Origin of the sequence: Sulfidibacter corallicola, from assembly GCF_017498545.1 — a bacterium.
Taxonomy (GTDB): Bacteria; Acidobacteriota; Holophagae; order Acanthopleuribacterales; family Acanthopleuribacteraceae; genus Sulfidibacter; species Sulfidibacter corallicola.
Map to the genome: position 1 here is coordinate 7,962,099 of NZ_CP071793.1, position 24,936 is coordinate 7,987,034.

The window sequence follows — 24,936 nt, forward strand, 5'->3', positions numbered from 1 at the left end:
GTCCTTGGCGGTGATCTGTCAGGACGCTTGCGGCTGCTCTTCGGCGCTTTCGTCCTGAATGGATTCCGCCACCTTCTTACCTTCTTCGTACATCTCGCGGTAGTATTCGCGAACCGCCGCGGGATCGAATGACAGGAAGGTGCCGCCCGAGGCGAAGTGTTGAATGAATACCTTGCCGACGGCGTACGTGGAAGCGCCGCCGAAAATCGGCATCGCGGTAAAGGTGGTGATCGTTCCCACGACGGGGATGGTTTTCAAGAAACTGCCCATGACGCGCCAAGCGACCTGCTGGGCGCCGACCCCGCCGATGATGGCGGAGATCAGGGACTTGGCACGGTGCTCGGAAAACGGGACGTTGTACAGTTTGGCCAATTCGGAAAGCATCTTGATCTGGATGCCGGTGACCGCCACGATGTCGAGCAGTGGGATGGGGATCAAGCCGAGACCCATGGACCAGTAGACATTGCGGCGAATGACCTGGTTACCAAGCTCGTCGGTCGTGGGCACGTGAGATGTTGCGGCCGCGGTTTCTTCGTGCGTTTGTTCCATGATTCGTTTCCTCCATTAAACAATGTACAGAAGGGCGAGAGTGACGATGGATTCGGGTCAAACCGGGTCGAGCGGGCGATGCCTTCCACGCGCCACGATATCGCCGAAAAACCGAAAGGACCGAGGGCTTTGGTCTTGGCCCGACAGGAACGGTTTCGAGACAAAAACCGGCAAAGACCGCAGCGACTTGAGTAAAAGGGGGGCGGACTCATTATACCCGACGGCAACCCGATGACCAGGAAAAACCATTCATTTCAAACGAATTTGACGAGAATCGAACGACACGCTCGCACTCGTTGGGTTTCGAGGTCGCATCCAGGCCTCGCGGTCGAGGACGGTCCGGAATTATCCCGTACCCATCCCGTGGCCGATGGATCCTCACGACCACGTCGGTTTACTTGGAAAGGCACGGAATCGGCGCCCAGGTGTCGGATCTCGGCAGGACTCGTTTTCCGAGATCATCCGCTGCAACCCGATTGCTGACGGTGGATACCCGTGGGCACGATGGACCCGGCCGATCCCGAGGCACCGATTCAAAAGGTTCCTGGATCTGGATGGGTGCTATTCGCTGGTTTTCGATCCCATTAGCGTGCGATCCGCGGTTTCTTCGGCCGCTTCGGATGGCGAACTCGCCAGCGGTTTGGTCAGTTCCAGCTCGTTTCCCGCCTCGTTGTGTCGCATCCCAAACCCGTAGGCCTTCATGATCAGGAGCCCCCGGCCGCAGGTCTGATCCGGGGGAACCGAGCCTTGATCCATTTTGGTGCGCCAGTCGAAGCCCGGACCCTCGTCCGCGACGAACATGGTCAACCGGTCCGCCGTGACCCGACAATCGAAGCGCACCATCCGCTCGGGATGCTCTCCATTGCCGTGTCGCACGGCGTTGACGAGCGCTTCGCGCGCCACCACCTCCACTTCGAACAAGGCGATGCGGTCTTCGGCCTCGCCTGCAAGATAAGCCTTGAGAGAAAGGATCGCGCGATCCACCAGGTCGAATCGGGAACCGAAGTGCAAATGCAACCCCAGGCGATCGATCTTCTCGTTCACACCGGCCCCGGGGCAGGGTGCCTCGTTTGGGTCGGTCTTCGGTTCCTGGGGCACGGCCTGCGGCCTTTCTTCGGAACCCATGTCTCCATCGTTCGTTTCGATGTGCATCATGCGGTGGGGCGCCTGACTGGTCGCGAACGATCGGTGGTGCTAGGGGACCCGCTGGGTCGATTACACCTGAACGCCCAGGACGATGAGGTCGTCGTCCACGGGGCCGAACCGTTCTTTCGCCTTGGTTGAAAGGTTGTCACAAGCATCCTGGATAGGGTAGTCGGCCAGCCGGGCGATCATCTCGACAATGTGTGAAATGGTGGCGGTCCAAACCGTTCGTGCCCCGATGCGTTCGAGCAATCCGTCGCTGAACATGAAGAAGCGGTCACCGGGCTCGACCTGGAGCGAAACCGACTCGAACGTGACTTCCCCGAAGGCGCCGAGCACATCGCCACGAATTTCGATCAACCGTGGCCGTTGGTCCACGGGCTGATAGATGACCGGCGGGTGGGCCATGTTGACGATGGTGGCCGTGCCGGTCTGGCGGTTGAGAAGCAGGTATGCGGCGGTGAGGTACTTTCCCGAGGGCAGAATCTCGAGGAGCACCCGATTGATCATGCGCATGCTCTCGGCGGGTTGGTAGAGGGGCGTGCAGTTTTGTTTGAGCAGCACCTTGAGTGCGGCGGTCAGGAAGCCGGTCGCGATGTCGTGACCCGCCACATCGGCCAGGAAGTAACTGTAGATGCGATCGCCGATCGGCACCACCTCGTAGAAATCGCCGCCCGCCTCCAGCAGGGATTCGAAGACGGCCCCGAACCGGGCGTCGGGATGGTCGGCGGGTTGGGTGAGCAGCGACGTCTGGGCCTCGCGAATCTGCTTGAGCTTCTGGGCCTGGCTGGCGAGCATGGCGTGGGTGGCGATGGCCAGGCGCAGGTGCAGCCGGACCCGCGCCTTGACTTCGTCGAGGTGGAACGGTTTGGTGATGTAGTCCACCGCGCCCGCGTCCAACCCGGACACCTTGGTCTCTACCTGGTCGTCACCCGATATGAAGATCACCGGAATGTCCTGGGTCGCCGGATTCGATTTGAGCTGTCGAAGCGTTTCGAACCCGTTTTCCTCGGGCATGACGATGTCGAGCAGAATCAGGTCGGGCATGTGTTTCGCCGCCAAATACCTCGCTTCGCGGCCATTGTAGGCGACAAGGGTTTGGTAGCCCTCGCACATCAAGGCGCGTTGCAGGACGCGCACGTTGAGAGGCGTGTCGTCCACGATCAGCACGTTGAAGATCGGTCGTTCCAGATCGCCTTCGTTCATGAACACAGTTCCTCGATGACTTTTTGAAGCATGTCGGCACTGAAGGGCTTGAGGATGATTTTGTTGATACCCGCCTGACTGGCGTCGCGGTGATCGGCCTCCTCGTCCTGGGTGGTGACCAACACCATCGGCAAGCGGTCGGGGCCCTGTTGTTCCCGCACGGTGCGCGCCAGTTCGATACCCGTGGTTTCGGGCATGTTCAGGTCGGTGAAGATCAGATCGGGGGTCAGGTCCCGCATGGCGTCCAGCATTTTGGCCGCGCGATCGAACACTTTCAGGCGGATGCCCAGTTCGTGGAGATAGCGGCGATAGATGCCGAGGATCACCGGTGAATCGTCGACGACGAAGACCAGCGGGCCGGTTTCGGTTTCGCGAGCTTGCGGGCGGATGGCGGCCACCAAGTCGGTTTCGCCGCGTTGGCGAAGCAGCTCGAGGAAGCGGGTCCGCGTCTCGGGGTGGGCCTTGGTCGCCAGGAAGGACGTGGCGAAGCGACGGAAAATGGGATCCGCGATCAGTTGTCCGAACAGGTTGTCACAGTCGGACGCGATCAGGAGCCGCATCAGTTGCAGGGTCTCCTTGGTGTAGGTGGAGAGGATGTTCCGGATTCCTTCCAGGAGTCGTTCGTCGAGGTGCCGGTCGATGGCGCGCAGCGCGGCCACGCGTACGCTCTCGTCGGCATCCTCCAACCCGGCGGCCAAGGCGTGTGCCTGACTTTTGAACGGCAGGTTCGCGATGGCCTCGTAGGCGGCGAAACGCACGTTGGGATCGGTCGGATCGGCGTACAGCAGCTCGCGGATGGGACCCAGCGCATCGCCCGCACCGATTTCGCCCAGAAGGTTCAGGGTGTGGACTTGCAGGTCGGGCCGGTCCTGCCGGCGGAGATTGCGGAACAGGGCGGTCAGGACCTCTCGATCGCCCCGGGCTCGCAATCGGTCCTTGGCGCCGACGCGCAACTCGGCCCGCTTGGAGTCCAGCAGGCGGTTGAGGTTCTCCACCGACATGCGGTCGAGCGCGTGACGCAGGTGCAGGTGAACCTGCTCGTCGGATCGGGAGTCGCGGCCCAGTGCGTCGCACAGGCGATCCAGCGAGGCCTCGGTGCCCATGTCGCGCAATGCCCGTTGGGCGGCCTCGCGCAGGACCGGGTGGTTTTGCGCGAGGCAGGGCTCCAGTACCGCGATGGCTTCGCGATTGGGAACGGCGGCCAAGGATTCGATCATCGCCAATTTGCCGCTGAGATCCCGGTTGCCGGGCAGTTCCTTCTGGATCACGTCCACGAAGGCGAGTCCGGTAACCTGGTGCAGGTGGGAAAGCGTGATCAATTTTTCGTCATGGCTTTGCGTGGTCAGGGCCCGCGACAGGTCCAGCGTCTCGCGGCGGAGGTGGTTCTCCAGCACGGTGCCGGCGTGGAGGTCGCCCACCAGCAATTGCGGAAAGCCGCGAATCAAATGGGCCAACAGCGGGATCGCCACCGCCGAGGGGGCCTCCAGGAGCTGTCTGAGGATCCAGTGACGCACGCCGTCGGAATGGTCGGCGAATTCCGCCAGAAGCGCCTTGGCCTTCATCAGATCGCCTGAATCGATGTTGACTTTCAATTCGGAAAGGAACGTTCCTTGGATGTCGCTCATACGGTGTCCTATTCATTTCGTTCTTGGTTGCACACCCGCGGGATGGTGCGGGCGATTCGGGCCGATGCCGCGGCGCGCGCGGCAGCCGTGAAGAATCTCGATCGGCTGCCGGGTGCCGTTCGGTGCGATGCGAGCGCGCCGGCAACGCCCCGGGGCCTGTCGCCCAAAGATGCAGAAGGACAGGTGTTTGGAGAGGTCATCTGGTACTCCACGTGGTGGCTCGCGAGGCTTCGGATTTGGGTCCGGCGACCCGATAGTAGCTTTTTCCCTGGAATTCCAGCCGCGCGTAGCGGTCGCTCACACCGATCAGGTTTTCCGTGGCGCCGATGACCAGAAAGCCGGGATCGTTGAGACGGCCACTGATTTGATCGAAGAGCCTGCGGCGGTTTTCCTGGGAGAAGTACACCGCCACATTGCGGCAAAAAATGATGTCGAAGCTGCCCAGGCGTTGAAGCGAGTGATGGAGGTTGATGCGCTCGAAGCGGCACAGTTGGGTCAACTCCGGTTTGACGCGGTAACCGTCCTCGGTCTGATCGAAGTGGCGGCGCAACCGATCGAGCGTCATGCCCCGCGACAGTTCGAACTTGGAGTACACGGCCCTGCGCGCCCTGGCCAGCGCGAAGGGCGAGATGTCGGTGCCCAGAATGGCGATCCGGTAGCCGCTCAAATCCCGTAGCAGTTCCTTGCAGATCATGGCGATACTGTAGGCCTCCTGCCCGTAGGACGATGCCGCGCTCCAAATGCGGAGCTGCACCGGACCCTGTTTCCTTCTGCGTTTCTGGGCGTCGATGACGTCCGGGATCAGTTTGTGGAACGCGAGTTCGAAGGGTGAGCCATCGCGGAAAAAATACGATTCCTCGGTGGTCATGGCGTCGATGATCGCGTCTTCCACCTCGCGTTCGCCACGCCCGCGGAGCAGCAGCTCGGTGAAGGTGTCGCAGGCATAATGACGCAACAGGGGAAGCAATCTGGATTCGAAGAGATAGGCCTTGGTTTCGTCCAGCTCGATGCCCGTGAGCTGGTTCACGTATGCACGGAACTCTTGGAGTTCGTTTGGGCCGATCCGAATGCGCATGGGCGGGACCTAGCCGAAATACCGGTTGAGCACGTTGGGAATTTCCTCCAGTGAGAGAATTTCGCTGGCGACCCCCTGGCGAATCACCTCGCGCGGCATGCCGAAGACCACGCAGCTCGCTTCGTCCTGGGCGATGACGTGGCCGCCGCGGCGCTTGATCAACTGCGCGCCGCGGTTGCCGTCGTTGCCCATGCCGGTCATGACCAGGGCCATGACCCGGCCATCGTAGATGCGGGCCATGGAGCGAAACAGGTAATCCGCCGAGGGTTTGCAAAACACTTCGGGGGGATCGTCGGTGATGCGGATGATCTCGCCGTTGTCGCCGGCGTCGACGCACATCTGCGCGCCGCCCGGTGCCACGTAGACCCTGCCGGCCCTGACGGTCTGGCCGGATTTGGCCTCGACGACCTCGAGCTTGGATTGCCGATCGAGGCTTTCGGCGAGCGCCTGCGTGAAGAGCGGCGGCATGTGCTGCACGACCAGAATGGGCCGCGAAAAGTTGGGGTTGAGTTTGGCCAGGAGCCGGGCCAGGGCCGAGGGGCCGCCGGTGGAGATCCCGATCCCGACCGCCCGAATCATGCGGATATCCATGGGCATGGGCGCGACCGAGACTGGCGGGGGCGGCGGACTCCTTTGCGTGGAGCGCTCCGGCTGCGGCGTTCGGGTCTGCAACATGGGTTGGATCATGGCGGTGAGGCGATGCCCCAGTTTGGCCTGGGAGGTCTCCAAATCCTCGAAATCCGGTTTGGTCAGGAAATCGAAGGCGCCGGCTTCCAGGGCGCGCATCGTCACTTCCGCCCCGCTGCGGCTGTAGGCACTGACGATGATGACCTTGGCGTTTGGGTGTCGCGCGCGGATTTGCGGCAGGGTTGCCAGGCCGTCCAGGATCGGCATCTCCAGATCCAGGGTCACCAGGTCCACCGGTTTTTCGGCCATGCGGGCCAGCGCGTCTTTTCCGTTGATGGCGCGGGTGACCGAGTCGATGCCGTCCATGGCCGAAAACAGGTCGGCCAGGATTTTTCGATACAGTGCGGAATCATCTACGACGAGTACGGAAAGTCCAACCATGTTGCGTCCTGGGGAGAATCGGGTCACGGGCCGTGGCGGCGGCCGGTCGTTTCGTTCTAGTCGCTGTCGAGGCAGAGCAATTTCTCGATGTCGAGAATCGCCGCGAGTTGTCCCTCCATCTTGTAGATGCCGGAGAGGTAGGCTCCCGACTTCTGGCCTACGTGGGCTGGAGGTGGTTCGATATCCTTGGTCGACGCGGGAATGATGTCGTCGATCAAGCCGACGCTCAAGCCCAGGTTCTCCCCCTTGTAGTGCACGATGATGAAATTGTTGGGGCCCTCGTTGCCCGCGACGTCCTGCTCCATTTTCGCGCACAGGTCGATGATGGTCACGATGTCGCCGCGCAGGTTGATCACCCCGATCACGTAGGGCGGGGCGTGATAGACCGGTGTCACCTTTTGGCCCTTGAGAATTTCGCGGACGTTGAGGGCGGGCAGCCCGCACAGAATGTCGCCTGCGTAGAAAATGACCAGTTCCATCGAGGTGGCGCTGTCGGGTGTCTGGGTGTCGGTGGTCATGGATGGGTCCTCCGGAAGGGTTGTCGTCGCATGGGGAACCGGGACGCCGGCGGAAAGGGCGGGTCAGGTCCCTCAGTGGGCGTGGCGCGTCGATCCCTGAAAGGTGTTCACCTGTTGGGTGAGGGTTTCGCTGATCTGGTTCAGGTTGGTCGCGCTTTCCTGGACCTCGGCGCTGTCGGATCGAAGTACCTTGGTGTTTTGGTTGACGGTGGCGATGCTGGCGGCGATCTCCTTGGATACCTGGGCCATCTGCGACAGGTTGCGGGCGATATCCTGGTAACCGAGATTGGTGTCCGAAATGTTGTCCGAGATGGTCTTGGAGGTGACCGCCTGTTCTTCGACCGCGGCGGCGATGGTGGAAACGATTTGGTCGACTTGTTCGATGACCTTGGAAACCGAGCGAATGTTGGAGACGCTGTCTTTGGTGGATCCACTCATGGTATTCACCTTGCGGCGTATTTCGTCCGTGGCGGTATTGGTTTGTTTGGCGAGATCCTTGACCTCGGTGGCCACGACCGCGAAGCCGCGACCGGCCTCTCCGGCCCTGGCCGCCTCGATGGTCGCGTTGAGAGCCAGCAGTTTGGTTTGTTCGGCGATCGCCAGGATGATGTCGATGATCGAATGGATTTCCGTGCTGGCCTTGGCCAGTTCACCGATGCGGTTGGTGGCCTCCTGCACGCTTTGCACCGCTTCCCGCGAGATCTCGCGGGCGTCGGCCGAGCTGCGCGCGATCTCCTCGATGGTCGACTGCATGTCTTGGGAGTTGGCCGCCACGGTGTCCAGGTTGCCCTGGGCCTGGGCCGACGAACTGCTGATCGCCTGCATCGTGACGCTCATTTCCTCCGCCGAGCTGGCCACGATGCCGGCCTGCTCGTTCAGGCTGTTGGAGCCCGTGTTCATGCGGCCGGACACGGCATCGAGCTTGTGGGCCGTCTCGCCCATGACCTCGCTTGCGCGGTGCATTTCGCCGAGCGCTTTCTCCAGGTGGTCGAGGAACTGGTTGAGCGCGTAACCCACCTGGCCGATCTCGTCCCCGCTGTCCAGCGTGAAACGGCGGGTCAAGTCCCGCTGGTGGGCCAGAGCCTGTAGTAGGTCCACCAGGTGATCCAGCACCTGCATGATGGACCGCACGATGAGGTAGGAGAGCAGCAGGGTTCCGCCGATCACGAGGGCCAGCAGGATGAAGGTGCGGAACATGTCGGCCCGGGCCGCGGCGCGGATGGCGACAGCTTCGGTTTCCAACGATTGGGTGATCATTTGCTCCAGTTGAAAAACCAATTCGATCTTGCGCGTCTGGGTTTCGAACCATTGGGCGCTGTCCAACTGGAATTCTCCATCCAGGCCCTGGTCCAACATGACCTGGCGGATTCTGGCCGCGCGTGCGAATTGTTCGGAGGAACTGGCTTGGTCGTAGAACTCCCTCAATTCCTTGGAGGTGCGCGAGAGGAAAATGTCGAGATAGGTGTCTTCGGCGGCGATGATCTCCAGAAACTGGTGAAAGTGCTTCGCGTCGAAGCGCCCCCGGCCGATGGCGTAACTCACGGCCGCGCGTTCTCGGCCGGCCATTTCCTTGGCCCAGGCCAGATAGGTGAGCTGGCGTACCTGTCGTTTCAGGTTCGGCTGGATCACGATATCGGTCATGTCGTCGAAGGTGCGCAGGCATTTTTCGATTCCCTGGGTGTAGAACGTCACCACTTCATCGCGATTGACCGTGGCCGCGTCCACGCGCGCCCGAAAACCGGTGCGGGCCTCGAAGTGGGCGAGGGCCGTTTTGGTGTCGGCGATCAAGGTCCGGTTCGGTTCGGTCTCGTCGGGAAAAGATTCCAATAAGGCCTGCAAGGCCTGATAATATTCGTCCGCATTTCGGCGTTGACTCGCCAATTTCCGCTCGAAGGCCGCGGCGTTGGCCAGAAATCCCACCGAGAGGCCGCGTTCCTCCTGGAGGGCGTTGGTCAATTCGCTGACGTTCTCGATGATTGCGGTCGCGGAGCTGGCGAAACTCGCGTCTCTGATCATTGCCAGGTCCTTTCGAATCTGGCCTGTGGCGAAAAACATGATGACGAGAAGGGGTGCGATGATCAGCAGGATGACTTTCATGCGGATGCCCATGTTTTTCATACAATCGACTCCTTGAGGTCAATGAGGCGAGACTGGGAGAACCTCGGACAAAGGGATCAAAAGGCTTTTTGGGCGATGGTTCGGCCGTGTTTCATGAATTCGTGGGTGCGCTGAAGGATGATTTCGCGGTCCAGCTTGATCAGGTAATCGTCCATACCCGCCATTCTTCCTTTTTCGATGGCGTCCGTGGTGGCCATCGAGGTGATGGCTACCACGGGAATGTGCTTGAGGCGCGCGTCGCCGCGAATCGCCTCGGTCAGTTCGTAGCCGTTCATGTGGGGCATCTCGATGTCGGTGAGCACGAGGCGGATGTCTCCCGCGTGTTGGACCAGGAGCTCGAGCGCCATACGGCCGTCGTCGGCGGTGATCGCCTCGTAACCGGCCTCGGTGACGAAGGACTGGACCTGCTCCTTGAAGAACTCCGAATCCTCGACCACCAGCACCCGGTTGGCCTGGCCCTGGTCGTTGCGGTAGGCCCGCTCGAAATCCTCGATCCATTCCGGCACCTGGGCCCGCACCAGGCCGTGCAGATCCACGATCAGGGTGATCCGGTCGTTGATGATCGTCGATCCGAAAATACCGGATTGCTTGTGGGTGACCATGTCGATTTCGGTGTCGGTTTGAATGATGTCGAGAATGTCGGTCACACAGAGGCCGACCTCGCGCCCCGCGATCTTGAAAATGATGACCTTGAAGATGATGTCCTCGGCGCCGGGTTCGATCCGTAGATTGTCGTCCAAGGTGAACAACGCCAGGCTCTTGCCGCGATGTTTCAGGGCCAGGCGACCACCGGCGCGCTCTACCTGGCCACAGTTGGCGGTTTCGATGCGCAGCACCAGTTCCATCGGCACGCCGAAAATGTCCTCGTCGTTGCCGCTGACCAGCAAAAACCCCTGGATGTCGCTCACGGAATCATCTGCGGCCGCCTGATGGGTGGTTTTGGTGCGAATCGCCACTTCACGCAGTTTCATGTGGTGACAGATACCGTCCACATCGAGAATGCAGGCGACGTTGCCGGTTCCCAGAATGGTGGCGCCGGCATAGATCTGCGATTCTTTCAGGTGGCGCCCCAGCGGTTTGACCACGATTTCGGCCGAATCGAGAAGGTGATCCACGATCAGCCCGTAGCGCAGGTTGTTCGCGCTCACGACCGCGATGTTGAGCGCGCCGTCGGGGTGATGGCGACGATCGCGCTCTTCCTTCGAACGATTGCTGTCGGGCGGGCGAATCACATTTTCCACGGGTCCGCGGCGATCCACGATATTGTGGCGGCGATCCTTTTTGACGACGCCGGTCTCGGGATCGCGATAGGTGCCTTCGATGCCCAGGACGTCGCGCAACCGAACCAGCGGCAGCAGTTCGCCGCGCAGTCGAATGACCGGGGCGCCGCCCACCTGTTCCAGTCGATTGCGGACCTCGGCCTGGGGAATGCGCACCAGTTCCTGGAGATTGACCTGGGGGACGCAGAACTGCTGGTCTTCCACCTGGACGAGCAGGCTGGGAATGATGGCCAGCGTCAGCGGGAGTTTGATGCGGAACGTCGTGCCGCGACCGAGTGTGGAGTCGATGTCGATCGTGCCGCCGAGCCGGGTGAGATTGGTGTGGACCACGTCCATGCCCACGCCGCGACCGGAGAGTTCGGTGACCTCGGAGGCGGTGGAGAAGCCCGGCGCGAAGATCAACCGAATCACTTCCTTGTCGGGCATGGACTCCAGCTCGGCCTTGGTGTGCAGGCCGAGGCTCAGCGCTTTGGCGCGAATGCGGTCGGGCGGAATGCCACCGCCGTCGTCGGCGATTTCGATCACCACCATGCCCGCCTCGTGGTAGGCGCTCAGGCTCAGGGTGCCCGCCAGGGCCTTGCCGACGCTGCGTCGTTTCTCCACCGGTTCGATGCCGTGATCGCAGGCGTTGCGCACCAGGTGGGTCAAGGGATCGCCGATCGCCTCGATGATGGTCTTGTCCAACTCGACGTGTTCGCCTTCCAGCTTCAGGTTGATTTCCTTGCCCAGGCCGCGCGACAGTTCGCGCACGATGCGGTGGAACTTGGTGAAGATGATGCCGATCGACTGCATGCGCGTGCCCATGATCGCTTCCTGCAGCTCGGACGTGATGATGTTGACCTTTTGCGCCGTGCGATCCACCAGTTCCCAATTGCGGGAGTCGGTGTTCAGGATCAGTTCGTTGCGGGTGAGCACCAGTTCTCCGGCCAGGTTCATCAGGCGGTCCAGCAGGTGAATGTTGACCCGGATGTTGGCATCCACCTTCTTTGCCGACGAGGCACTCTTGCGTTCCGCTTTCGGGCGCTTGGGCGGTTGTGGACCGGAATCGGTCGCCGCCGGCGCGGTCGCCTCGGGTTGGGTGAGGGGTTCGACGCTGGGCCGCGGGGCCTGGGCCGGCTCGGCGGGGCGAGGGCTCGGCTCGGCTGGCGGCATCCACTCGGCAACCGGAGATTCCCGCGGCTTCTCGACGGGCGCCGGTGACGGGCTCGTCGGCTCCGCGCCTTGGTTTAGCAGGGTGCGCGGGTCCAGTCCCAATTCCTTTTCACCTAGTTCCATGACCTTGTTCGGTTCCAAATCGAGGAAGTGGGCGATCAGGTCGTGTTCCATCACCGAGGCCAGCAGCACGTAGAACGGCAGTTCGAAGGTCTCCAGGTCGTCGTGCAGGGTGCCGATCGCGCCGATATCCAGCGTGCTGTCGATGAAAAAGGCGAGTTCCTGGAGTTCGTTGATCACCTCCAGCGCATTTTTGCCTTTGCGTTCCACGTCGTAATAGAGATCGTATTTGACCAGGTAGAAGTGTTCGCCGCCCTTGTTGTCGCGTATGCCCTCCTCGAGGTCCAGCGGCGTCAGGGTCAGCAATACGTTGCCGTCCGATCGGCGAATCGGGATTTCCTGCGACAGGTTTACCTGGTTGTCGCCAGGCAGCGATTGCGATACGCAGTTGGCGATGGAGGCCACCAGGTCGGCGATGTCGGTGTCGTTCGAGGTGTCCGGTGCGTTGATCATCTGGGTCAGCACGTCGGCGCCGTCGAGCAGGACGCTGATGATTTGCGAATTGGGGACGACCAATTTCTTGCGAATCTGGTCCAGCAGGTGCTCCATCACGTGCGACAGGTCCTTGATGTTGTGCAGGCCGAAGAAACCGGACGCGCCCTTGATGGTGTGGATCGCCCGGAACACGTGATTCACCAGTTCCGAATCCATGTTGGGGCCCTGCCGCTCGATTTCCAACAGATCGGTCTCGATATCCTCCAGGTGTTCGCGCGATTCGACCAGGAAGAGTTGCAGGATTTCGTCGTCACCGCTGCGGCTCATGGGTGCTCCTTGGTTCGGTTCCGCCGAGACGGTCCTTCACCGGCCGGGTGGTGGGGTTCCCGGATGAAGCGACTCTGTGAAAGGATCGGGCTGGGCGGGATCACGAGGATATTTCGAAATGCTTGTCCAGGCGCATGATCTTCAACATGTTCTTGATGTGGGCGCTCACGTTGGTGAGCTGCAACCGGTTCTGGTAGGTGGCAAGGGTGTTCTGGGTGGCGATCAGCACACCCAAACCCGAGGAATCGATCGCTTGAACCCGGCTGAAATCGATGGTGAGGGCGTGTTCGCCGCGTTCGATCATCGCCAGGAGATCGGTTTTGAGCTTCTTGGCTTCCGAAGCGACAAGATCTTTGGTGAATTTCAGGACCAGACGATCGCCGACTCGCTCTTCTTCGTACATAGCAAAACCTTTCCATCGCAAACTGGATTTTTTGGGATCTCATATTTGCTACGGCAATAAAGAGAGAATACTTGAGTTGGCGAATTTTCGACAATATGATTTTAGTAGAGGTGTTGACTTTCAAGGTTGTTGATACCTTTGTGGGCTTCATCAATTTGTCCCGGGATTCTAAAATAAACACGTCTACCCGACGGGGAAAGAGAATCTGGGCGCGCGTTGCCAGGGAGCGCCCATTGCCATGTGGGGTGGAGTGGTTCGAGTTGCTGAGGGCATCGGCCAGCCGGCCGAAAAGCTTTTGTTTTTACCCCGACCGCGCTTGCAATCTCCGGATTCGACGGGATTTTCATCGCGTGCCCCCCCCGACGATGGGTCGCCTTTTGTCGAGGGCCCGGGTGCGTGCCGGGTGTGAATGTGCCGCACATTATTTAAATGGTCGGAGGGGAACTTCGTGGCGAGGTGCGGTGGTCGAGCCCGATTTCCAGGAAGCGCGCGAGCCGCTGGATGGCCGGAGTCCGCGCCAGGAGCCCGTCGGCAACCTATCCACCCGAATCGCATTCTTTGGGGTATAATCCCGGTGTTTGTTTTCAAGGGGCCCAGTCCGGGGGGGAAACGGCAGGACCGTTTACGACACTAAGTCGCTGAGTCACCGAAACATCAACAAAGAAACAAAAGGGGATTCCATGTCTGAGACCTATGGGTTGGACCAACTGGGCCTGAATCCGGCCGAAGTTCACCGCAATCTGCCGGTCGAGAAGCTGGTTGAGCACACCGTGATCAACCAAGAAGGTGTCATGGGCATGCAAGGTGCCACAATGTGTAAGACCGGAAAATTCACCGGTCGTTCACCCAAGGACAAATACATTGTCGACGAGGGTGAGGCTTCCCAAAACGTGTGGTGGGGTCCGGTTAACCAAAAGATCTCCGAAGAAGTGTTCGACAAGTTGCTGGCGAAAGTCCAGGGCCATTACGACGGTCAGGACTGCTACGTGTTCGACGGCCACTGTGGCGCCTCCGAGCGCTTCAGCCTGCCCATTCGCATCGTGACGCGCAAAGCCTGGCACGCGCATTTCGTCAACAACATGTTCATCCGTCCCAACCGCGAGCAGCTCGCGAATCACAAGCCCGAATTCACCATCATCAACGCCTGCGACATTACCGCCGAAGACTATGCCGAACTCGGCCTGCGCAGCGAAGTGTTCGTCGTCTTCCACCTGTCGCGCGGTCTCGCGCTGATCGGCGGCACCATGTACGCCGGCGAAATGAAGAAAGGTATCTTCAGCGTCATGAACTACCGCCTGCCGTTGGCGGGCACCATGAGCATGCACTGCTCGGCCAACATGGGCGACGACGGCGATACCGCCCTGTTCTTCGGCCTTTCGGGTACCGGCAAGACCACCTTGAGCGCCGATCCCAACCGCCACCTGATCGGCGATGACGAGCACGGCTGGTCGGACGACGGCATCTTCAACTTCGAAGGTGGCTGTTACGCCAAGTGTATCGACCTTTCCGAAGAAAAAGAGCCGGACATCTGGCGAGCGATCCGATTCGGGGCCCTGCTCGAAAACGTCGTCTACGACCAGGAAAGCCGCCAGGTGGATTTCAAGAACAGTTCCGTCACCGAGAACACCCGCGTTTCCTATCCCATCCACCATATCGACAATGCGGTCGAGCCCTCCTTGGGCGGCCATCCCAAGACCATCATCTTCCTGACCTGCGATGCCTTCGGCGTGCTTCCTCCGGTGGCCAAGCTCACGCCCGGCCAGGCCATGTACCACTTCATCTCCGGTTACACGGCCAAGGTGGCCGGTACCGAGCGCGGCGTGACCGAGCCCCAGGCGACCTTTTCCAGTTGCTTCGGCGAGCCCTTCCTGCCGCTGCACCCCACCAGATACGCGGCGCTGCTGGGCGAGAAGATGGAGAAACACGGCGCCAAGGCCTACCTGGTCAACACCGGCTGGACCGGCGGTGCCTACGGCACGGGCCACCGTATCGACCTGCCCCAGACGCGGGCGATCATTACGGCCATCCTGACCGGATCCATCGAAGACGTCGCCTGTACGACGGACAAATACTACGGTTTCGAGGTACCCACGGAATTGTCGGGTGTCGACAGCGGTCTGCTGAATCCCGTGAAGACCTGGGAGGACGAAGAGAAATTTCACGCGACCGCGCGCAAGCTGGTGCAGTTGTTCCAGAAGAACTTCGACAAGTTCGACGGCACGTCCCACGAGTACGCGCAGTTCGGACCCAAACTGGACTGACGCCGCGCCGTAACGCGAATCAGCCGAACGAAGCGACCGCCCGCGGGGAAACCCCGGGCGGTTTTTTTATATCCTGCGACGAGCTCCTGCGGCCAACATCAGCATTTCGTGGCAATTCCGACGATTTTGGGGTTTGGCATCCTTCGACGACCCCTGGTATAATGCGCCCATCTTTACCTTAACCCAAAGAATTCGAGACGTTTCTGATGTAGAGGCGGCTCGTCGTGGGGAGTGTGGTCGCATGTCCCGAACCGATTCAGAAAACGATGACCAAAGTCCGCGCGGCCTGGCGCATCACGGTGAAGCCCTGTTTCGCGCCGGTCGGTTGCCGGAAGCGCTGGTCTTTTTCGATCGCGCCCTGGCCGCCGCACCGAATTACGCTTGGGCCCTGGCCCACCGCGCCGACCTGTACCGCGAGATGAAGCGCTTCGGCGAGGCGCTCGACGACTTCGATCGCGCGCTCTCCCTGGAGCGGGATTACCCCTGGGCTCGCGCCCACCGCGGCGCGGTGCTGTACCACATGCGGCGTTATCCCGCGGCGCTGGCCGACCTGGATCACGTGATCGAGGGTGCGCCCGACTACGTGTGGGCCCTGGCCTATCGACCCCACATCTACATCGCCCTCAAGCGCTACGAAGCGGCCCTGGCCGACGTGGATGCCTTTCTCGCGCTGGACAAGTCGCTGTTGCCGTCCTGGCAAGGTGAGCGCGGCATGATTCTCAACTACCTGGGTCGCTTCGAGGAATCGATCGCGGGTTGCGAGGACGCGCTGGCCGACGATCCCCGGGACTACATCGCGGTCTACACCCGGGCGGTGGCCCTGGCCTGCGGCGCGACCGCATCCATGGCCTACGTGCCGGCCTGTCGCGACCTGCTGGTGCGGTTCGAACGCGAAGGCCTCGGCGAACCGGGTTTGGTGGCCTACCGATTGGGTGCGCTCGCCGCCCTGGAAGGCGATGTCGATACCGCGTTCAGCCGGCTCGAACAGGCGATTTCCCTGCATCACGAACCCATCGAGACCGCCCGTCACGATCCCGCCTGGCGCGGTTGCCACGACGCACCGCGCTATCGCGAGTTGATCGCCCCGGCCGAGGTCTCCTTTTGATGTCCGCAGAAGCCGTCGTCGCGACGCGCCGGCGCGCGCACGAACTCGCCCATCGCGGAGAACGGGCCCGCTTGCAGGGCGACCTGGCCGGCTCCCTGACGCTGTTCGACGAGGCCTTGGCCCTGTGCCCCGAGTACCCCTGGGCCCTGGCCCATCGCGGCGCCACCTACCGCCTGCTGGGCGCCGAGCGCTACCGAGCCGCCATGGACGATTTCAACCGGGCCCTGGCGCTCAAACCCGATTACGTGTGGGCCATCGCCTTCCGGGCCCGACTCCACGAGCTGTTCCGCGACTACGCCGCGGCCCTCGAGGACTTCGACCGTGCCATTGCCCGCGACGAACGGATCATCGGTCACTGGCGGGCCGAACGGGCCATGTTGCTGGGTTTCCTGGGGCGTTTCGAGGAAGCCGTGGCCCAGAGCGACGAGGCCTTGGCGGTGGAGCCCCGCGATCATTTCGCCGCCTACGCCCGGGCGGTGCATCTCTACCTCTGGCGTGGACCGGATGCGGCCGCCGAAGCTGTCGCCGCCGTGCGCGCCATGCTTCGACCCCTGGCGGCCGGTGGTCCCGAGCAGGGCATCGCCCTCTATCGACTGGCCGGCCTGGACGCCCTGCAGGGCCGACGCGCGTCCGCCCTCCACCTTTTCACCCAAGCCAAGCCTTTGGAAGCCGAAGCCATCCTGTTCGCCCGCCACGATCTGGCTTGGCTCGACTTCCGGCATGAATCCGCCTTTCAGGAAATGGTTCGCGACGTCACCGGCGATTTGACAATCGGATGATCCGGTGAGTCGACCTTTTCGGTCAATCCACAACCAAGCCAATACACGAATTAAAAATTGAGTTATAATCGAAAAACGATTTTCCCCGTGATTCATAACTGAGACCTGATTATTGGAGGAACTCATGAGTGGAATCCAAGAGCGGACTGCCGCCGGCTGGGCAAAACAGGGTGACATCTATCGCGAGATGCTCGCCCAAAACGAACTACTAACCGAAGATGAACGAGATCAAACCGCCCATCTCGGGCTTGCGGCGTTTGCCAAAGCACTCCAGCACTACCAACACGAAGTCCCGCAGAATCCGCATTTCGTGGCTTGGGTCGAAGCTCACAAGGGCGCACTGCTCACCCAGCGCAAAAGATTCACGGAGGCCATGGCGGCCTTCGACAAGGCCGTGAAGCTCAGTCCCAAATACGCCTGGGGTTGGGCGCACCGCGGGGATTGTCTGAGATTGCTCGGCGTCCAGAAAATGGCGGCCGGCCTGCTGCCGGATGCCCAGTGCACGTTCGAAGATGCGATCAAGAGCTTCCAGAACGCCGTCGACAACGAGCCCGGTTACGCCTGGGCCCATGCCCATATGGGTGCCGTTTTCCGCTTCAAGGGCGTCACGCCCGACGAGCGGTTCAAAAACAACAGCGAAGCCGTTCGTTGTTTCGAAAAGGCTCAGTTGCTCAGCGACGACTATACCTGGGCCAAGGTCTATGCCACCGTCTCCATGAAGGTGCTCGCCAAGCGCGAACCCCATTGGTGGCGTCCGGCCTACTTGGAACTGGCTCACGCGGCCAAGACCTATCCCGATATTTTCAAAGGGGCGTTGCACGATCAGTGCATCGATGCACTCTCCGAGCGGGTTTCCGACATGGAAGAATCCGACAACCCGGTCGAAGCGTTCTTCCGCGCCGGGATGCGGATGATCAAAAAAGAGCTGGATCCCGACGACGAGGATCTGAAGCTGGCCGAAGAAGCCTTGCTGTTCTAGTGTGCCGTTTTTGCGACCTCGGGCCCTCGTCCGAGTTCGCGCCGTTCCACGTGATCGAATGAACCGTGGTGTCGGGTGTCGATGTGATCTCTGCCGGCACCACGGGCGTTGACCCACCGAAAGGAGTTTGATTTGTCTACCGTGATCGACTTCATGACTGATTTGGTGCACGACCCCGCCGTGGTCGAGCGTTTCGAACAGAACCCGACCGCCGTGCTCGATGCCGCCGGATTGGACGCCGAAAAGCGCTACGCCTCGAGCGAGGCGCAACTTTGGACCCGCGATTTCGTGGCCGCGAACGGAAGCCTGACGCTTTCCGACCCCGGCCCGGATCCCTTGCCCGATCCCGATCCCTTTCCCGATAACCCCCTGGTTCATGCTTGAGGGGTCCATGTGACTCGGGGCGGTCCCTGCTTGCCGGGTACGCCACATCCGAATGTGAGGAGGCGCGTCGACATGTGTCGGTCGCGTCTCCTCTTTCTATTTTCCGGGAACTTTTTTGCGTGCGTCGTCCGCGAGATTCGTGAAAAGGGAAGATCGCGTCGAAGCGTGGTTCGCTCCGAGGAATTTGATCGTTGAAAATGACTCACGGAAGGGTTTTCTCGTTATCCAACTCCTTTAACGGGGGTATACTAGACCATCTGGAGCTTTCTCAACCGGAAGGAGTTTGAAGTGTCGGGCGTTGTCTTGGTGTCGCCTTGTCGCCCAAATACGGTCAACCCCTGAAGGAGGTCACCAAGTATTTGGGCTTACATGCCTTGTCGCTTCAATGGTTCCATGGATGGCTGTCGATGTCGGCCGAAGCGGGCGAAGGGAAAACGATAATTGCTGGATGAGATGGTTCTGATGAGGTGAGTCGTTCAATGTTGTCCTTGGATGGTTATGACATATCGGAAAGGGTTCACGAAGGAGCCCATTTCCTTGTGTACCGGGGTAGGCGCCTCCGCGATCACGTCCCCATCATTTGTAAGGTGCTGCGCGATCCCAATCCCAATCAAGGACAGATCGCCGCGTTTCGACGCGAATATGAACGCACGCGTGATCTAGGTTTCGAAGGGGTTCCCAACGCGCTCGAATTCCTGCATGCCGCCGACACTTGGGCGATGATGCTCGAGGATGTGGGTGCCAAGTCGTTGAGTCAATTGAACCTCGCCGGCAAGCTGTCGATCGAGACCTTTTTGGAAATGGCGATTCGGCTCACCGAAGTCCTGTTCAAGATCCACCAGAAATTTCTGATCCACAAGGATTTGAACCCCGTCAACATCGTGTTGAATCCCGAAACCGATCAGCTTCAGATCATCGATTTCGGCATCGCCACGGAGCTTTCTCGCGAGAACACGAGTTTTCGCGATCCGGAACTGCTCGAGGGCACCTTGCTCTACATGTCGCCGGAGCAGACCGGGCGCATGAACCGCAGCATGGATTACCGCTCCGATTTTTATTCTTTGGGTGCCACTTTCTACGAGCTGTTGACGGGTCATCCGCCGTTTCGCGCCAACGATCCCCTGGAATTGGTCCATTGCCACATCGCCATGACCCCGGTGCCGCCCCTGCGTCACGACTCGGAAATTCCCCGCCCGGTCTCCGATATCGTGCTCAAGCTGCTCGCCAAGGAAGCGGAGGACCGCTACCAGAGTGCCCAGGGCCTGGCCGAGGATTTGGGCGTCTGCCTGCGGCAATGGCGCGAATACGGCGCCATTCAGCCCTTCGATCTCGGATTGAACGACCACTCCGATCGTTTCCAGTTACCCCAGAAGATGTACGGCCGCGAAGAAGAGGTCGCCGAGCTGATTCAGGCCTTCGAACGGACGGCGCGCGGCAAGGAAGAAGTCATGATGGTGTCGGGTTTTTCCGGCATCGGCAAATCGACCCTGATTCAGGAAATCCATCGCCCGATCACCGCCCGCCGCGGCTTCTTCGTTTCCGGAAAATTCGACAAATTGAAGCGCGAGGTGCCCTATGCCTCGCTGTTCCCGCCGTTTCGGCTGCTGGTGCGCCAGCTCCTGACCCGTGAGGAGCGGGACCGCGAACGCTGGCGCCAAATCCTGCGCGAGGCCTTGGGCAACAATGCCGGCCTGCTGCTGGAAGTCATTCCCGAATTGGTCCATTTGATCGGGCGCCAGGCCTCGCCGCCCTCGTTGCCGCCGGCCGAGGCCCAGAACCGTTTCCAGTTGGTGTTCCAGGATTTCATTCGCGCCTTCTCCGGTTTCGACAATCCGCTGGTGCTGTTCTTGGACGATCTGCAGTGGGCCGATACCGCCACGCTCGATCTGCTCTGTTCCCTCATGAACGGCCGCTGCGACGATTGCCTGTTCCTGATCGGGGCTTTTCGCGCGGAGGAAGTGGACGGCGGCCATCCACTCCAGAACATGATCGACAAGATCCGCAACGCCGGCGTGCCGGTGCGCCATTTGTTGTTGAAGCCGTTGTCCGAGGAAGACGTGGCCCAGGAAATCGCCGATACCCTGCACCAGGATATCGATTCGGTCTTCCCGCTGGCGCGGCTGGTGCACGGCAAGACGGGCGGCAATCCCTTTTTCGTGGGGCAGTTCCTCAACTCGCTGTATTTCAAGGAATGTATTCGCTACGACCACGGCTCTCGTTGTTGGCAGTGGAACCTGGATGGCGTCAAGAGTCTCGACATTACCGATAACCTGGTCCACCTGCTGGTGGAAAACCTGGGCAACCTGCCGCGCGAGACCCTCGACAATCTGAAAATTGCCGCCTGCATCGGCGATCGTTTCGATCTGAGCACGCTCGCGCCGGTGACGGGCAAGGCTCCGCGTACCTTGGGTGTGGCGCTCTGGCAGGCCCTGATCGATGGGTTCCTCGTACCGCTGGATTCCGGCTATCGGTCGGTGACGGCCGAGATCAACGGCTCCGGCGACGGTGTCTCGGTGTCCTACCGCTTCGTTCACGACCGTATCCGCCAGGCCGCCTACGCCCTGCTGCCCCAGTCCGAGCGCGATCGCGTGCACCTCACGGTCGGGCGTCAGTTCCTCACCCGCCGGTACAGCGAGGAGGACCTGTTCGACATCGTCAACCACCTCAACCGCGGGCGGCACCTCATCGAGGACGACACCGAAAAGGTGCGCCTCTCGCAGTTGAACATGGCCGCCGCGCGCAAGGCCAAGCTGTCCACGGCGTGGGAACCCGCCTACCTGTACCTGCGCCACGGGATCGAGATCCTGGAGTCCAGCGCCGACGATCAGGACAAGCTGTGGCTCAGCCATTACGACCTGTTTTTGGAGCTCCACCTGCACGCCGCCGAAATGGCTTGTCTGCTGGGTGATTACGACCATCAGGAGCGGCTGACCGCCCTGGTGTTGACCCACGCGCGCGACATTCGGGTCAAGGTCTGGATCCAAGAGGGCATCATGAACGCCCACTATGCGCGCGGCAATTATTTCGAGTGCTTCGACATCGGGCTCAGTGTCCTGGCGATGCTCGACCTCGATCTGCCCAGGGATCCCGGGGCCGAGGACATTTACGCCGCCATGGCCAAGACCGAAAAGTTGGTGGCCGCGCAGAACCTCGACGAGCTGACCAATCGGCCCGCCTCCGAGGACGCGTTGGCCCTGGTCGCCATTCGCATTCTCAACAACCTGATCGGGGTCACCTGGAAGATCAAGAACCACATGTTCCCGTTGCTGGTCTGCCGCTTGGTGGAACACTGCCTGCGCTACGGCAACGCGCCGTCCTCGCCCTTCATCTTCGCCAATTACGGCGTGGTGGCCGGGTTGAACGGCGATCTACAGAAAAGCGTGCGCTTCGGACACGTGTCGCTGGACATGTTGCAGCATTACGCCAGTCCCGAGCTCAAGGCCAAGACCTACATGATGGTCTACTTCTGCCTGCTCCACTGGGAAAAACCGCTGCGCGACTTGTTGCCCTACTTCATCGACGCCTACCAGGCCGGCTTGGAGGCCGGCGATCTGGAGTGGGGCTCCTACGCCCTGGCCAACTACGTGCTCTTGATGGAGACCTCCGGCTGGAATCTCGTCGAGTTGGAACGCGAACTGGTTCGCTACCAGCACGCGATCGAGCGCATGCGCCAGGAGTCGGCCATCGGCTGGTACCAGATCCTGCACCAGGCCGTGTTCAATTTGACCAACAACGTCGAGGACCCCTGCCTGTTGGTGGGCGACATGTACGACGAACGCGACCGCCTGGGCCGCCACAAGGAAATCCAGGACAACGGATCGCTATATGCGTTCTATCGCATCAAACTCATGTTGCTGCTTCAATTCGGTCGCTACGACGAGGCCGCCGAGCACCTGCCCGGCCTGGAGGCCTCCTGGGCGGTGGGCATGGGTACCGCCTTCGAGGTTCAGTCCACCTTCTTCGCGGCGCTGGTGCGAATTTACCGTGCGGAGCACCTGGTCGGGGCCGAGCGCCAGGAAGAGATCGCCTTGGTGGAGTCCTACCGCGACCGAATCGCCGAGCGGGGCATCGTGTCGGAAGCCAACGTGTTGCATCGCCTGTTGCTGGTCAACGCCGAGTTGGCGCGCCTCAACGGGCATCACGGCAACGCCCGCGAGCTGTACGATCAGGCCATCGACCAGGCTCGTCGTCAGAGTTACCTCAACGATGCGACCATGGCCTGCGAAATGGCCGGGCGTTATTACCTTTCCCGCGACAACCGCCGGTTGGGTCGCTATTACATCGAAGACGCGCGCGCCATCTGCCGCGATTGGGGCAACACCGCCAAGATGCGCGATTTGGAGCGGCGCTACCCGCACGTGCTCTCCCACATGGAGTACATCCTGCCCGGGACCAATCCGCGCGGCACCATTCGGCAAACCGCGGCCAACCTGGACCTGACCAGTGTGCTCCAGGCATCGCAGGCGATTTCCGGTGAGATTCGCCTGGACCAGTTGGGTTCGCGCCTGATCAAGATCCTGATCCAGAGTGCCGGTGCCCAGCGCGGCGTCCTGTTGCTCAAGGAGCGCGAGCACTGGTTGGTGGAAGTCGAGGGCCGGATCGAGCAGAGCGGGGTCACCGTGCGGCGGGTCGGCCTGCATCTCGAAGATTACGAGCGGGTTCCCTTGTCCCTGATCAACTACCTGATCATGACCAAGGAAACCGTCATGTTGAACGAGGGGCCAGGGGAGCTGTTTCGCGAGGATCCCTACTTCCATACCATCGAGCCGCGTTCCATGCTGTGTATGCCGATCATCAAGCAGGGCAACCTGCGCGGTCTGTTGTACCTCGAGCACGCCGACAGCTCGGAAGTCTTCACCAACGACCGCATGGAGGTGCTGCACCTGCTCTCCGCGCAGACCGCCATTTCGGTGGAGAACGCCGAGCTGTACGCGAACCTGGAGCATCTGGTTCAGGAGCGCACGCTGCAGTTGAACAAGAAGTCCTCGGACCTCATGAGCAGCTTGCGCTACGCGGTGCGGATCCAGCAGGCGATGCTGCCGGTCGCCGGATCGCTGAAGCAGGCCTTCGACGAACACGTCCTCTTTTTCTCGCCACGCGACGTCGTCAGTGGCGACTTTTACTGGTTCCACGGCGTGGGTGACCGCGTCTTTCTCGCCGTGGTCGACTGCACGGGCCACGGCATTCCCGGCGCCTTCATGTCGATGATCGGCTACACCTTGCTCAACAAGATCGTACGCGAGACAGGCATCACCGATCCCGGCGAAATCCTGGCCGAGCTGCACGTGGGCGTGCGTCAGGCCCTGCGCCAGGAAGTGGAGAAGAACAACCTCAACGACGGCATGGAGGTCTGCTTCTGCCGCATCGACCGCGACACCAAGCGGCTCGTATTCGCCGGTGCCGGCCGACCGCTCTACATGGTGCGCAGCAAGGCCGAGCAGAACGAATTCGTATCGATCAAGGGTTCGCGCAAGCTGATCGGCGGTCGCCAGAAGGAGAAGCGCCGCACCTTCGAGACCCACGAGCTCGAATTCGGCAAGGGGGACATGCTGTACATGGTCACCGACGGCTTCATGGACCAGGGCGACGCGGCCGGCAAGAAATACGGATCGCGGCGTTTCAAGGGCCTGTTGCAGGAGATGGCGCGGTTGCGGGCAGGGGAGCAGAAGCGCATGCTCCAGGTGGAGCTGAACGAGCACCAGGGCGCGCAAAGCCAACGCGACGACATGACAATCCTCGGCGTGCGGCTGTAGCGGCTGTTCCACAAATGGCCGACGAGCTGGACGACGGCCGGGAAGGAACTTTTTGATCCCGATTCGCGGTGACTGCGGATTTTCACCACCGAGTCGCCGCCCAGGCCGGGGCCCGGATTGCCGATGGTCGGAATGCCGAACCACCGGCACACCGGCCACCGGGTTTCAAGTGGGTAACTAATCGAAGCGAATCGTTTGGGAGTTCCCGCATTTGTGAGAGGGGCGTCGTTGCAGTAGGTGCCGGGCCATACCGGCCGTACCCGCCCAGGGCGCCGGGCCGACATTTTTCGACGAACTCCCCGCATATCCGCCTTTTTAGGTTTTTATCTTTATCTTCGAGCTTTACAGAGTTCGTTACACAAGAGCCGCGAACCAGCGGGCATACCCAGCTCGATTTCGAGAAAGAAACAGCACGCCTGGTTTCTGGCGAAGGGCCATGGGTCGTTCATCCGAAAAATTTAGCAGGAACGCATGAACATCGGAAACCAGGAAAGGATCGGCATTTGGTGTCACATCACAGTCCTGCTTTTCCTGGTTTCGATCATTCCTGCATTCCTGATCGAGATTTGACGACGGCAAGACCCACCTCAGGTTGAATGCACCACTTTGTTTCAAGAGAGCCCACAGGGAAAACGGAGTTAAGTCAACCTTGCCAA

16 protein-coding genes are annotated in these 24,936 nt (G+C 60.9%); 6 read left to right on the forward strand and 10 right to left on the reverse strand.

From position 1 onward, the window contains the following. Positions 1-18: 18 nt before the first annotated feature. The 10 genes from J3U87_RS24465 to J3U87_RS24510 all read right to left on the reverse strand — a co-directional run bounded on the left by J3U87_RS24465 (position 19) and on the right by J3U87_RS24510 (position 13,019). Positions 19-549, reverse strand: a complete 531-nt coding sequence (locus tag J3U87_RS24465; RefSeq protein ID WP_237378408.1) for a YcjF family protein — start codon at positions 547-549, stop codon at positions 19-21. A gap of 561 nt (positions 550-1,110) precedes the next feature. Further along, the gene (locus J3U87_RS24470; RefSeq protein WP_237378409.1) at positions 1,111-1,674 is read right to left on the reverse strand and encodes an ATP-binding protein; all 564 of its coding nucleotides are present in this window, start codon (positions 1,672-1,674) and stop codon (positions 1,111-1,113) included. A 90-nt stretch (positions 1,675-1,764) separates the two neighbouring features. Next, positions 1,765-2,898 carry a fused response regulator/phosphatase gene (locus tag J3U87_RS24475; protein WP_237378410.1) on the reverse strand — a complete coding sequence of 378 codons (1,134 nt, stop codon included), beginning with the start codon at positions 2,896-2,898 and terminating at the stop codon, positions 1,765-1,767. Further along, entirely contained in the window at positions 2,895-4,523 is a 1,629-nt protein-coding gene (locus J3U87_RS24480) for a response regulator (RefSeq protein WP_237378411.1), read from the reverse strand. Before J3U87_RS24480 ends, J3U87_RS24475 begins: the two co-directional genes overlap by 4 nt. Before the next feature lie 196 nt (positions 4,524-4,719). Continuing rightward, positions 4,720-5,598 carry a CheR family methyltransferase gene (locus J3U87_RS24485; RefSeq protein ID WP_237378412.1) on the reverse strand — a complete coding sequence of 293 codons (879 nt, stop codon included), beginning with the start codon at positions 5,596-5,598 and terminating at the stop codon, positions 4,720-4,722. Between the two features lie 9 nt (positions 5,599-5,607). Continuing rightward, positions 5,608-6,666, reverse strand: coding sequence for a chemotaxis-specific protein-glutamate methyltransferase CheB (gene cheB, locus J3U87_RS24490; protein WP_237378413.1), 1,059 nt, complete (start codon positions 6,664-6,666; stop codon positions 5,608-5,610). 56 nt (positions 6,667-6,722) lie between these two features. Continuing rightward, entirely contained in the window at positions 6,723-7,184 is a 462-nt protein-coding gene (locus J3U87_RS24495) for a chemotaxis protein CheW (protein ID WP_237378414.1), read from the reverse strand. Positions 7,185-7,256: 72 nt separating this feature from the next. Continuing rightward, positions 7,257-9,302, reverse strand: a complete 2,046-nt coding sequence (locus J3U87_RS24500; protein ID WP_237378415.1) for a methyl-accepting chemotaxis protein — start codon at positions 9,300-9,302, stop codon at positions 7,257-7,259. Positions 9,303-9,358: 56 nt separating this feature from the next. Beyond that, positions 9,359-12,616 (reverse strand): chemotaxis protein CheW, encoded by a 3,258-nt coding sequence (locus J3U87_RS24505; protein WP_237378416.1) that lies wholly within the window; start codon positions 12,614-12,616, stop codon positions 9,359-9,361. Between the two features lie 100 nt (positions 12,617-12,716). Continuing rightward, positions 12,717-13,019: an STAS domain-containing protein gene (locus tag J3U87_RS24510; protein WP_237378417.1), complete on the reverse strand. Its 303-nt coding sequence runs from the start codon at positions 13,017-13,019 to the stop codon at positions 12,717-12,719. Between the two features lie 680 nt (positions 13,020-13,699). Here J3U87_RS24510 and pckA point away from each other — a divergent pair. The 6 genes from pckA (at position 13,700) to J3U87_RS24540 (ending at position 24,280) form a co-directional block, all read left to right on the forward strand. After that, on the forward strand, positions 13,700-15,280 hold the full coding sequence (pckA, locus tag J3U87_RS24515; RefSeq protein ID WP_237378418.1) for a phosphoenolpyruvate carboxykinase (ATP): 1,581 nt from the start codon (positions 13,700-13,702) through the stop codon (positions 15,278-15,280). Between the two features lie 241 nt (positions 15,281-15,521). After that, positions 15,522-16,385: a tetratricopeptide repeat protein gene (locus J3U87_RS24520; RefSeq protein WP_237378419.1), complete on the forward strand. Its 864-nt coding sequence runs from the start codon at positions 15,522-15,524 to the stop codon at positions 16,383-16,385. Next, positions 16,385-17,164, forward strand: a complete 780-nt coding sequence (locus J3U87_RS24525; RefSeq protein ID WP_237378420.1) for a tetratricopeptide repeat protein — start codon at positions 16,385-16,387, stop codon at positions 17,162-17,164. Before J3U87_RS24520 ends, J3U87_RS24525 begins: the two co-directional genes overlap by 1 nt. 124 nt (positions 17,165-17,288) lie before the next feature. Next, positions 17,289-18,143, forward strand: a complete 855-nt coding sequence (locus J3U87_RS24530; protein WP_237378421.1) for a tetratricopeptide repeat protein — start codon at positions 17,289-17,291, stop codon at positions 18,141-18,143. A 132-nt stretch (positions 18,144-18,275) separates the two neighbouring features. Next, positions 18,276-18,527, forward strand: coding sequence for a hypothetical protein (locus J3U87_RS24535; RefSeq protein ID WP_237378422.1), 252 nt, complete (start codon positions 18,276-18,278; stop codon positions 18,525-18,527). Positions 18,528-19,006: 479 nt separating this feature from the next. Continuing rightward, positions 19,007-24,280 (forward strand): AAA family ATPase, encoded by a 5,274-nt coding sequence (locus J3U87_RS24540; RefSeq protein ID WP_272932415.1) that lies wholly within the window; start codon positions 19,007-19,009, stop codon positions 24,278-24,280. The last annotated feature ends 656 nt before the right edge of the window (positions 24,281-24,936 follow it).